The organism is Ligilactobacillus animalis KCTC 3501 = DSM 20602, assembly GCF_001434535.1.
GTDB lineage: Bacteria > Bacillota > Bacilli > Lactobacillales > Lactobacillaceae > Ligilactobacillus > Ligilactobacillus animalis.
Window position 1 is genome coordinate 122,870 of record NZ_AYYW01000014.1, and the last position, 11,058, is coordinate 133,927.

An 11,058-nucleotide genomic window follows, 5' to 3' on the forward strand; every position below is an offset into this window, starting at 1 on the left:
GGTTCCCAACACCAGTGTAGCGAGGTGTTGGGAACCTTATTTTTTAATGTAAACTAGTGTAAAAGGTAATGAAGCCTAAAAAGACACCCGGTAAGTTGGCGATAAAAATAGGCCAGTCGCGTTGTGATTTAAAGTAACTATAGATCACCCAGATCGTGCAGTTGATCCCGGCTACCAGTGGCTGGATCGGACTGCCGTAATTACCATTCAAGTTATTCATGATCTGTGGAATATAGGATACATACATGATAACAGATAGCACCGAACCGATTCGTCCTAGCAGTAAAATTGCCTTGCTGTCTGTATTCTTCAAAAAAGTCACACTCCGTTATATATATTTGTTAATAGAATATACATAACACCTTAAAATAAATTTAATGATTTTGCAAATAATACGAATTATTCGAAGATCTTGAAGCGGACATCATCGGGTAAAAATTCTTTTTCTCCAGCCGGTGCTTCGATCGAACCAAATGGCATTTGTGCGCGTAATTCCCAGCTTTCAGGAATGTCAAAGGCTTCTTTGATCTTTTCATCGATCAACGGATTGTAGTGTTGCAAAGAAGCGCCGATATTTTCAACAGCTAATGCAGTCCAAACCGCTTGTTGAGCGCCTCCCAGTCCTTGTTCAGCCCAGTTGGCAAAGTTGGCAGCGTAGAGTGGGAAATCTGCTTCTAATTTTTGTACCGTTTGTGTTTCAGTGAAGTATAAGATCGTCCCAAAACCAGCTCTAAATGAGGCGATCTTTTCTTGAGTCGCGGAAAAACGGTCAGCTGGAGTAACTTTTTTCAGTTCAGCTTCAACGATATCCCAAACACGGTCGGAATTTTCACCAAAAGTGATAACAGCGCGGACTGTTTGTGAGTTGAAGGCAGTTGGGGATTGGCGGATCGCTTCTTTGATCGTTTCACTGATCTGAGCCGGTGTTTGAGCAACATTTTTCCCCAAGGCATAGATCGAACGGCGTTGTTTGAGTTCTTGATTTACTGGATTTGTCATCGTAAATTCCTCTTTTCGTTAGTTTATATCTAAATTATAACACATACTTTTTGTAAGTAAAGTGTATTTTGCAAAATCTTAAAAGTTAAATCCTTGCATTCTAAAATAAAAGAACTACAATGAAGGTGAAGAAATGAAAGGAAGTCTTATTTATGGCAAATGAATTATCGAATCGTTTCTCTGACTTAATGAATGGTAGCGATACGTTTTTCAATAATTTAGGACGTTCATTTTTCAACTTTGACGACTCAGAGCTAAAGATGCGTTCTGACGTGGAGGAGACCCCGAAGAGTTATCGGTTGTTGATCGATCTGCCTGGGGTCGATAAGAAAGATATGCAACTGGACTATCGCAATGATATTTTGACAGTTACAGCTAAGCGGGATAGCTTCAGTGATGAAAGCGATGCTGACGGCAATTTGCTAGCGAGCGAGCGTTCATATGGTCGGGTCAGCCGCCAATACCGGTTCCCTGATGTTGAGCGTGATAAGATCACCGCTAAATATGAAGATGGTGTCTTGACAGTAACTCTTCCTAAGAAAAAGGATGCTGTTACGACTGCTAATAAGATCGAGATCCAATAACAATGATAAAAAACAGGCTTGGGAGCCATGCCTAAGCCTGTTTTTTGTGGTCTATTTTTTGAAATGCCGATGCAATTCACTGATGATCAAAATAATGACAACGATCGCTGATAGAAGATAGCCCAAGACCCCGATATTATAAATGGCGGGATGAGCAGCACTTCCCTGGACTAAGAGTGAGGAACTCATGATCAAAGCGGCTAAAATGATGGCCAAGATCACGCGGTTGACGATCTTTTCGAGCCGATCTAGTAATTTATCTTGATCTTTGAGTTTAAAGGAGATCTTTCCTTGCCCCTGTGTCAAAATATCGAGGAGCTGTTCAAACTTAAGTGGGATCTTCGGGGCTGCTTTTGAAGCTTGGTAGAGTTCAAAGCCTAACTCTTCCAAGCTTTTTTTGACGTTGAACTGCTTTTTGAAATACTCCCGGGCAAACGGACGAGCGACCTCCATTAGAGATAACTCAGGATCTAGGGCAGCGACTATGCCTTCTAAAGAAGCAAAGGCTTTGATCAGTAAAGTTACTTCTGATTTCAATTGCAAGTTATTTTTACGACAGAGATTTACAATACTGAACAATAAACTCGAAAGATCGATCTGGCCCAGTCCTAAGTTGAGGTATGGAGTCAAAAAGACCCCGAGTTCATTATAGAAATCTTCTTCATCGACGGGGCCAGTGCGGTTACAAACTGCTAATACAGCTTTACCGATCTGGCGCGTATCTTTAGTGTTGAGAGCGATGACGATCTGGGCGATCCCATCTGCGAGATTTTTGGTCAAATGGCCCATCATGCCAAAATCTAAGTAGACCAAGCGATAAGGTGGCAATGTCGTGGCAGAAGTAGCTTCAATGCTTGTATTTTTGAGTTGTTTTTTGAACTGGTGTGTAGGCTGGAGTTCATTGTATTCGGGATCATCAGGCTGAAGTTGGTAAAATAATATGTTTCCCGGATGTGGATCAGCGTGGAAATAATTATCGATAAAAACTTGCTTGATGAAATTTTTGACTAGCGTTTTAGCCAAGGTCGTACGTAAAGGTTTATTCGTTTCGGTGGCTTTAGTGGCTATTAGTTTTTTGATACTTTGTCCAGGCATGGCCTGATTGACTAAGATCTTACTAGCAGAGTATTTAGGGTAAACTTTAGGCACCCGGATGATACCGTCATTGTTGTTTAGACGGTAGAATTCGATCCCATTTTTGATCTCGATCTGAGTGTCGATCTCAGTCAAAAGGGATGTCTGGATCTCGGTAAAGATCTCTTTAGGGTCGATCACACTGAGGTCAGGGACGAATTTTAAGATCCGTAAAGCTTCTTTGAATAAAGAAAGGTCAGTTTCGACTAGTTCGGAAACATTGGGATGTTGGACTTTGACGACGACCGGGGTGTGATCATGAAGTAAAGCATGGTGTGTTTGCCCGATCGAACCAGATGCGAAAGGTCGTTCATCAAATTGAAGGAAAATATCGCTCAACGGACAGTTATACTCAGCTTCAAGTGTTTTTTTGACAGTGGTAAAAGGATCGATCTGGACATTATCTTGGAGCTTGCGAAATTCTTTGATAAAGGCAGGTGAGATCAGATCGGGGCGCGTTGAGAGCAACTGGCCCGCTTTGATGAAAGTGGGACCTAGTTCTTCTAGTGCGAGTCGAACTTCTTTAGGATCTTTTTGTTTTAAAAAGTTACGTAAGACTTCATGCTGACGCAATACTTTGATGATAAAAAGTAGGCGGTCACGTTTTTCTTTGCTAGTAATATTTGGCATCACAAGACCTTCTTATCTATAGTAGATTTATCTCAATTTTAACCAAAAAATAGCTTAAGGGCTAGCAGTTGCAATTCTTTGCTTCAGTTGATACAGAAGTGATACACTAATAGCAGAATGACTAAAAGGAATGGGATTTTATGACACGAAAAGAGAAGATCTTAGCTTATGTTCAAGCTAAAAATAAAGCGGTTACTACCAAAGAGATCGCTGATGATCTAGGGATCTTGCGCAATAATGTCAGTAAAGAGCTCAATGTATTGGTCCGGGCAGGCCAACTGAGCAAAATTGCCGGACGACCGGTAAAATATCAAAGTCTAACCGCTAAAACTGATACAGTGATCGCAGAAACTGTATCAAAAATACCTGATCCGACCGAACCATCACTTAGATCAAGTATTTTTGATACAATGATCGGCCAAAAGGATAGTTTAAAGACGCAGATCGAGCAAGCTAAGGCCGCGATCTTATATCCGCCTCACGGATTAAATGTTTTGATCACTGGCCCCACAGGATCGGGGAAGACCTATTTTGCTAATGCGATGCACCAATTTGCGATCAATCAGGCAATGGTCGAAAATAAAAATTTTGTGACCTTCAACTGTGCTGACTATGCTCATAATCCGCAATTACTGATGTCGCATTTATTTGGATATGTCAAAGGTGCCTTTACTGGTGCACAAGAAGATCGTGATGGCCTGATTCAAAAGGCCGACGGTGGGATCTTATTCTTAGATGAAGTCCATCGTTTGCCCCCAGAAGGCCAAGAGATGATCTTTTATTTTATGGATCATGGAACTTACAGTAAGCTAGGTGAGATCACCAAGGTCCATCACGCTGATGTTCGCTTGATCTGTGCCACAACGGAAGATCCCGAGAGTTCGCTATTAAAGACTTTTGTACGGCGGATCCCGATCACGATCCAGATGCCCCAATTTGAAGCGCGCAGTGTACGAGAGCAACTTGCGCTCTTGAAGCGTTTGTTGACGTTAGAAGCTAATCGGACACAAAAAAACATCACAGTGACTGAAGATGTTGTGAAAGCTTTGCTGGGTAGTGTCACATTTGGAAATGTGGGTCAATTGAAATCAAATATCCAGCTAGTCTGTGCCCAGGGCTTTTTGAATAGTGTCGATCAAGCCGAACAGATCAATTTAAAATTCGAGCAACTTCCCCAAAACATCAAGGATGGGATGTCGCGTTTAGCCAGTGATCGTGCTCGCCTAGGTAAATTATCGCAGTTATTAGAGCCAGTCTTGTTGATCCAACCCGATGGAGCGGCTGAGAGTATCAATGAAAGTGACCGCTATGAGTTGCCTTATAATCTGTATGAGGTCATCGGCAACAAAGCGGCTTTGTTAAAAGAAGAGGGGCTAGAACAAGGTGCGATCAATAACTTCATCATGACAGATATCAATGTCCACTTGAAGTCATTTTATCGTGATAATAAGATCTTGCGGACTGAAAAGAATTTAAATGAATTAGTCGATCAAGATACCCTGCAGTTGACTAAAGATATCATGCAGATGCTGAAAAAAGATTGTGGTTATCATGTCGGTGAAAACTTTATCTATGCGATGAGTTTACATCTGAGTTCATTTATCAAACGTGTCCAATCGGGGCGCCCGATGCGTGAAGTTTCAGATGATCTGGTGGCAATGGTCAAAGATTATCCCGCTGACCTAAAGCTAGCCGAAAAGATCAAAGCAATGTTAGAAGACCACTATGATTTTATCGTGCCCGCTTCAGAAGTGTACTATTTAGCCGTACTTTTGATCTCATTGAATTCTGTGCCTAAACACGGAAAAGTCGGGGTCGTTGTCGCGGCGCACGGTAATCATACCGCTTCTTCGATGGTCCAGGTAGTAACAGAGTTGTTGAATGTCGATAATCTAGTGGCGGTTGATATGTCACTTGAGATGAGCCCGACTGTGGCATTAAATGAGATCATCGCCAAGGTCAAACAAGTCGATCGTGGTAATGGGGTCTTGTTACTAGTCGATATGGGCTCGCTCAGTACGTTTAGTGCCAAGATCACCGAAGAAACCGATATTAAGGTCAAAACGATCGATATGGTGACGACTGCCATGGTCTTAGAGGCCGCTCGGAAAACAGCTTTGATCGATAGTGATCTTGAGTTGGTCTATCACGAGTTAAATGAATTTAACGGATATTCCCGCAAAGCAGAAGAACCTACGCAAGGTGAACTAGAAGATGTTAGGCAACGGGCGATCTTGGCGCTGTGTTCGACCGGTAAAGGGACAGCCGAAAAGATCAAGCAAATGCTGGATGAGATCTTGGCTGACCAACTTATTGACGATGTTTCGGTCTTAACGATGTCAGTTGTGGGGATGAACGATAAGATAAGCGAATTAAATGAAGAGTATCGTATTATCGCCACGACGGGGATCGCTGACCCTAATCTAGGGGTGCCGTATATCTCATTAGAAGAACTGTTTCAAGGTGACCGTGGTAAACGGCAATTGATCGAGCATCTAGAAAATAGTCAGACTTGGTATGTTGAGTCTAAAACGCCGGCACCTAAAGTCGATCAAACTGCTGCGGCTAATTATTTGGAACAGTATTATACATTTATCAATCCTAAAAAAGTTATCGGTGTGCTTTGGCAGTACTGTGATCTGTTAGCTAAAGAACGGCAACTAAAATTAACGGATGCTAGGCGCTTAGCTTTGATCATGCATCTTGGCGGTGCGATCGAGCGGGTCTTATTATCCGCTCCAGTAACGCTGACCGAAGAACAAGCTGTTGAATTTGAACAAAGTGACTGGCCCCAAGTACTGAAATTAGCAGATGAATATTTAGAAGCTAAACTTAATTTGAAATTTCCGCCAGCTGAAGCGTATTATATTGCCAAATTGGTCGATACAGAAATGGTCGAAAGTTAATACACAAAATAGTGATACACAAAATAAAGTGTATCACTATTTTTATATGAATTTTTTTGCTTTATTTATTAGGGGATCTAGCGTGATACACAAAAGTTGGCACGGTATTTGCTATATATAAAGTGTAAGGAATTATTTTTCGAAGGGGATGAGTAGATGCTAGGTTTGATCGTTGCCAGTCATGGCAATCTAGCGCAAGAACTTATCAAATCTTCTTATTTAATTTTAGGGCAACAAGAAAAAGTCATTGCGGTGACCTTTGAGCCAGCGGAAGACTTAGCCACTTTGGAAGATAAATATGAAACTAGCTTACAACAATTTGCTACAACTGATCGAGTCTTGTTTTTATGTGACCTTTATGGAGGCAATCCTTTATTAGCAACGCGACGCTTCGTTGAACGTGATCCGAAACGTCTTGCGGCAGTCGGCGGAGTCAATTTGGCGATGCTTTTGGAGGCTTGCACCTTGCGGACCGAAGCGCTTAGTTTAGACGAATTAGCCGAAAAACTGATAAGTGTTGGGCGTCAAGGTATCGGTTCAGTCAAGGATCTGGGGACGATGCCATGGATGTAAAGTTATTGCGGATCGATTCGCGTTTGCTCCATGGGCAGGTCGCAACAGATTGGGCTAAAAATACTGCGATCGAACGGATCTTGGTGGTTTGTGATCAAGCAGCGGGCGATAATATTAGAAAGACGCTCTTGATGCAAGCAGCACCACCGGGGATCAAGGTTCACGTACTTACTGTTTCTAAGATGTTACGGTTGTGCAGAGATGAGCGCTTTGATCATTATAAAGTTTTGGTGCTTGTTGAGACTCCGTTAGATGCGATGCGTTTGATCGCTGGTGGGCTGAATACGACAAGTGTCAATCTAGGGTCACTTAGTTTTGATGCGACACGTAAGATGATCACCGAAACGATCGCCGTCAATGAGCAAGATATTTTAGCCTTAGCTTGGATCAGACGGCGCGGGATCGAGCTTGATCATCGCAAGGTTTCCAGTGATCCGAAACGTGATCTGTGGAAGTTACTTTGTGACAAGGGTCTAGTCAAAGATGAGCTAGATCATAGTTAGTAAATGTTTTGAGTTAAGTTTTGAAAATATTATAGGAGGCGTAATAATGGTTGGTATTATTTTAGCAAGTCATGGTAGTTTTGCAGACGGCATTTTCCAATCTGGTGAAATGATTTTTGGCCAACAAGAAAATGTAGCTCATGTTACCTTAATGCCAAGCGAAGGTCCTGATGATATCAGAGCTAAGATGGAAGAAGCCATCAAATCATTTGATGACCCAGAAGAAGTATTATTCTTAGTCGATCTTTGGGGCGGTACACCTTTCAACCAAGCTAATAATTTGGTTGAACAACACAAAGACAAATGGGCGATCGTGGCTGGGATGAACTTACCAATGGTGATCGAAGCTTATGCATCTCGCTTCTCCATGGAAAAAGCCCAAGAGATCGCAGCTCATTTAGTCGATGCGGGTAAAGATGGTGTCAGAGTAAAACCAGAATCCCTTGAACCTAAGAAAGAAGCTAGTGCTGATAACACAGCTAAGGCTCAACCGACAGGAGCAATTCCACCAGGTACAGTTTTAGGTGATGGTAAGATCAAATATGTTTTAGCTCGGATCGATTCACGTTTGTTACACGGTCAGGTGGCGACATCATGGACCAAGTCAACAAATCCAGATCGGATCATCGTTGTTTCCGACAACGTTGCGCATGATAAATTGCGTAAGAACATGATCGTTGAGGCAGCTCCTCCTGGAGTACATGCAAATGTTGTGCCGATCGAAAAGATGATCGAAGTTGCAAAAGATCCTCGTTTCGGCGATACAAAGGCATTGATCTTGTTTGAAACTCCACAAGATGCGCTCAAAGCGATCGAAGGTGGTGTTGACATCGACACCTTAAATGTTGGTTCGATGGCACACTCAGTCGGTAAAGTTGCCGTTAACAAAGTTTTGTCTTTGGATAAAGATGACGTTGAAACATTCGAAAAATTGAAGAAAGACGGCGTTAAATTTGACGTCCGCAAAGTTCCAAGTGATTCACCAGAAAATATGGATTCGATCTTAGACAAAGCACGTCAAGAATTGAAGATGTAGATAACTTGGAAATACAATACGAATTAGGAGGATTATAACATGTCTGCTATATCAATGATTTTAGTAGTTCTTGTTGCCTTTCTTGCTGGTATGGGTGGTATCTTGGATGAATTCCAATTCCACCAACCATTGGTAGCATGTACTTTGATCGGTTTAGTGACCGGTAATTTAGAAGCCGGAATTATTTTAGGCGGTTCATTACAAATGATCGCTTTAGGTTGGGCTAATATCGGGGCTGCGGTTGCACCTGATGCTGCTTTAGCCGCTGTTGCCTCAGCTATTATTTTGGTCCAAGGTGGCCAAGGTGTTAAAGGTGTGGGTCCTGCGATCGCAATCGCTATCCCATTAGCTGTTGCTGGTTTGTTCTTAACAATGTTGGCACGTACGATCGCTGTTCCGATCGTGCACTTCATGGATGCTGCTGCTGAAGAAGGTAACTTCCGTAAGATCGAAATGTGGCAGATCATCGGGATCGTAATGCAAGGTCTTCGTATCGCTATTCCTGCTGCTGCTTTGTTAGTCATTCCTTCATCTGCAGTGCGTGGTTTCTTGGAATCTATGCCTGCTTGGTTGAATGAAGGTATGACGATCGGTGGTGGTATGGTCGTTGCTGTTGGTTACGCAATGGTTATCAACATGATGGCAACGCGCGAAGTATGGCCATTCTTTGCGATCGGTTTTGTGATCGCTGCTGTTTCTGATTTAACATTGATCGCTTTAGGTGCTTTAGGTGTATCCTTTGGTCTTATCTACCTTGAACTTAAGAAGAACGCTGGTAACGGTGGTAACAACGGCGGTTCAAGCAATACAGGTGACCCACTTGGCGATATTTTAAATGATTACGAATAGGAGGAAAGATACCATGGCTGAAAGCAGAGTTAAATTAAGTAAAAAAGATCGTTTAGCTGTCGCATGGCGTTCGACTTTCCTTCAAGGTTCTTGGAACTACGAACGTATGCAAAATGGTGGTTGGTGCTTCTCAATGATCCCAGCTATCAAGAAATTATATAAAACTAAAGAAGACCGCGCTGCCGCTTTGAAGCGTCACTTGGAATTCTTTAACACACACCCATATGTTGCTTCACCTATTTTAGGGGTGACCCTTGCTTTGGAAGAAGATCGTGCTAACGGGACTGAAGTTGACGATGCAGCGATCCAAGGTGTGAAAGTTGGTATGATGGGACCATTAGCTGGTGTTGGTGACCCAGTCTTTTGGTTTACCTTACGTCCAATGTTAGGTGCTTTGGGTGCTTCCCTTGCGATGGGTGGTAACATCTTAGGACCTATCATCTTCTTTGTAGCTTGGAACATCCTCCGTTGGGCATTTATGTGGTATACACAAGAATTTGGCTACAAGGCTGGTTCTAAGATCACAGATGATATGTCTGGTGGTATGTTGCAATATGTTACGAGTTTAGCTTCTATTATGGGTATGTTCGTCTTAGGTGGTTTGATCGAACGGTGGGTAAACATTACCTTTACACCAAAAGTTTCGACCGTTAAACTCCAACAAGGCGCTTATATCGAATGGGATAAATTGCCTAAAGGTGCAGAGGGTATCAAAGAGGCTTTGATCCAATACAACAATGGTAAAGGTCTATCCTTAACGCCAGAAAAGGTAACGACTTTACAAGATAACTTAAATTCGTTGATCCCAGGTTTGGCAGCTCTCTTGTTGACATTCTTATGTATGTGGCTTTTGAAGAAGAAAGTTTCTCCAATTATCATTATTATTGCGATCTTTATCGTAGGTATTTTAGGCCACGTGGTCGGTTTACTTTAAGCGACTGCTAAGACGGTCTTGTTTCATGTAAATGAAATGAGGCCGTTTTGTGCTATACTGAGACTAAATTTGACAATAATCGAGGAAAACGCAAATGGTGCAATCAATTAATTCTAAAGTCGATCTAGTGATGGCTGGTACATCCTATATGGGATTGACTGATTATGGCAAGATCATGATCGGCAATAAGGGTTTTGAGTTCTTTAATGAACGAGATGTGAACAAGTATATCCAAATACCTTGGGATGAGGTCGATAAAGTGATCGCTTCAGTTATGTTTAAGGGGCGTTTTATCCCCCGGTTTGCGATCCAGACGAAAAAAGATGGGACTTTTTCGTTTGCGGCCAAAGATTCAAAGAAATTACTGCGAGCGATGCAAAAGTATGTTGCTCCAGAAGATATGGTCCGCTCGTTGACCTTTTTCCAAGTCTTACGGCGCAATTTGAGCCAATTGTTTAAGAAGGATAATAAATAAGTTATAGAAAAGACGATCTACTGTAATGGATCGTCTTTTTGTTTGCGGTTGAAAAACGTATATTTTTGCATGAGTAGTTATAAAAATTCGGATGGGTAAAAAATCTTAATTTTTTTCGCAAAAAGTGTTGACGATAGCTAGAAATACCTGTATAGTTAATATCGTTGCTTGAGCGGATAACTAATTCGTTTGAGTGATCGAAAAAAATAAAAATTATCTGTTGACATCAAAAGTTGTTTTTGATAAAATATAAAAGTCGTAGCTTGATTGAAAGTTTTGGATTTTTATTCAAAATTAATTCAAAAAGTGGTTGACAGATAAAAATAATTTTGCTACAATATAGTAGTTGTGATTGATAAGTTATTGATTATCGATCGACAGTAGATCTTTGAAAACTGAACAAAGTTTCGATAAGCAAATGTGCAGGGTCTCTTA

The 11,058-nt window shown here is 41.7% G+C and carries 11 protein-coding genes; 8 read left to right on the forward strand and 3 right to left on the reverse strand.

The window, feature by feature from the left end; translation table 11 throughout:
• Positions 1 to 43: 43 nt before the first annotated feature.
• Positions 44 to 313: a membrane protein gene (locus tag FC30_RS03420; RefSeq protein WP_033193036.1), complete on the reverse strand. Its 270-nt coding sequence runs from the start codon at positions 311 to 313 to the stop codon at positions 44 to 46.
• A gap of 86 nt (positions 314 to 399) precedes the next feature.
• Positions 400 to 999 (reverse strand): nitroreductase family protein, encoded by a 600-nt coding sequence (locus tag FC30_RS03425; protein WP_010689893.1) that lies wholly within the window; start codon positions 997 to 999, stop codon positions 400 to 402.
• Positions 1,000 to 1,151: 152 nt separating this feature from the next.
• On the opposite strand from FC30_RS03425, the gene FC30_RS03430 reads away from it, so the two are divergent.
• On the forward strand, positions 1,152 to 1,583 hold the full coding sequence (locus tag FC30_RS03430; protein ID WP_010689892.1) for an Hsp20/alpha crystallin family protein: 432 nt from the start codon (positions 1,152 to 1,154) through the stop codon (positions 1,581 to 1,583).
• A gap of 51 nt (positions 1,584 to 1,634) precedes the next feature.
• Here FC30_RS03430 and FC30_RS03435 read toward each other — a convergent pair whose 3' ends face one another.
• Entirely contained in the window at positions 1,635 to 3,347 is a 1,713-nt protein-coding gene (locus FC30_RS03435) for an ABC1 kinase family protein (RefSeq protein WP_010689890.1), read from the reverse strand.
• A gap of 140 nt (positions 3,348 to 3,487) precedes the next feature.
• Here FC30_RS03435 and FC30_RS03440 point away from each other — a divergent pair, with 140 nt between their 5' ends.
• The 7 genes from FC30_RS03440 to FC30_RS03470 all read left to right on the forward strand — a co-directional run bounded on the left by FC30_RS03440 (position 3,488) and on the right by FC30_RS03470 (position 10,623).
• Entirely contained in the window at positions 3,488 to 6,253 is a 2,766-nt protein-coding gene (locus FC30_RS03440; RefSeq protein WP_010689889.1) for a sigma-54-dependent transcriptional regulator, read from the forward strand.
• A 156-nt stretch (positions 6,254 to 6,409) separates the two neighbouring features.
• A complete protein-coding gene (locus FC30_RS03445; protein WP_010689888.1) occupies positions 6,410 to 6,826 on the forward strand; it encodes a PTS sugar transporter subunit IIA in 417 nt (138 codons plus the stop codon).
• Positions 6,817 to 7,329 carry a PTS sugar transporter subunit IIB gene (locus tag FC30_RS03450; protein WP_005917803.1) on the forward strand — a complete coding sequence of 171 codons (513 nt, stop codon included), beginning with the start codon at positions 6,817 to 6,819 and terminating at the stop codon, positions 7,327 to 7,329. Before FC30_RS03445 ends, FC30_RS03450 begins: the two co-directional genes overlap by 10 nt.
• 46 nt (positions 7,330 to 7,375) lie before the next feature.
• The gene (locus tag FC30_RS03455) at positions 7,376 to 8,365 is read left to right on the forward strand and encodes a mannose/fructose/sorbose PTS transporter subunit IIA (RefSeq protein WP_010689881.1); all 990 of its coding nucleotides are present in this window, start codon (positions 7,376 to 7,378) and stop codon (positions 8,363 to 8,365) included.
• Between the two features lie 39 nt (positions 8,366 to 8,404).
• Complete coding sequence (locus FC30_RS03460) at positions 8,405 to 9,214, forward strand: PTS mannose/fructose/sorbose transporter subunit IIC (RefSeq protein ID WP_010689880.1); 810 nt, start codon at positions 8,405 to 8,407, stop codon at positions 9,212 to 9,214.
• Between the two features lie 13 nt (positions 9,215 to 9,227).
• A complete protein-coding gene (locus FC30_RS03465; protein WP_010689878.1) occupies positions 9,228 to 10,148 on the forward strand; it encodes a PTS system mannose/fructose/sorbose family transporter subunit IID in 921 nt (306 codons plus the stop codon).
• A 94-nt stretch (positions 10,149 to 10,242) separates the two neighbouring features.
• A complete protein-coding gene (locus FC30_RS03470; protein ID WP_010689876.1) occupies positions 10,243 to 10,623 on the forward strand; it encodes a DUF956 family protein in 381 nt (126 codons plus the stop codon).
• Positions 10,624 to 11,058 lie beyond the last annotated feature (435 nt).

What these genes read in the sequence shown, in the direction of transcription:
- FC30_RS03445 (WP_010689888.1), top strand. Translation starts at nt 6,410, where the DNA reads ATGCTAGGTTTGATCGTTGCCAGTCATGGCAATCTAGCGCAAGAACTT.
- FC30_RS03470 (WP_010689876.1), top strand. Translation starts at nt 10,243, where the DNA reads ATGGTGCAATCAATTAATTCTAAAGTCGATCTAGTGATGGCTGGTACA.
- FC30_RS03425 (WP_010689893.1), bottom strand. Translation starts at nt 999, where the DNA reads ATGACAAATCCAGTAAATCAAGAACTCAAACAACGCCGTTCGATCTAT.
- FC30_RS03465 (WP_010689878.1), top strand. Translation starts at nt 9,228, where the DNA reads ATGGCTGAAAGCAGAGTTAAATTAAGTAAAAAAGATCGTTTAGCTGTC.
- FC30_RS03440 (WP_010689889.1), top strand. Translation starts at nt 3,488, where the DNA reads ATGACACGAAAAGAGAAGATCTTAGCTTATGTTCAAGCTAAAAATAAA.
- FC30_RS03430 (WP_010689892.1), top strand. Translation starts at nt 1,152, where the DNA reads ATGGCAAATGAATTATCGAATCGTTTCTCTGACTTAATGAATGGTAGC.
- FC30_RS03435 (WP_010689890.1), bottom strand. Translation starts at nt 3,347, where the DNA reads ATGCCAAATATTACTAGCAAAGAAAAACGTGACCGCCTACTTTTTATC.
- FC30_RS03450 (WP_005917803.1), top strand. Translation starts at nt 6,817, where the DNA reads ATGGATGTAAAGTTATTGCGGATCGATTCGCGTTTGCTCCATGGGCAG.
- FC30_RS03455 (WP_010689881.1), top strand. Translation starts at nt 7,376, where the DNA reads ATGGTTGGTATTATTTTAGCAAGTCATGGTAGTTTTGCAGACGGCATT.
- FC30_RS03460 (WP_010689880.1), top strand. Translation starts at nt 8,405, where the DNA reads ATGTCTGCTATATCAATGATTTTAGTAGTTCTTGTTGCCTTTCTTGCT.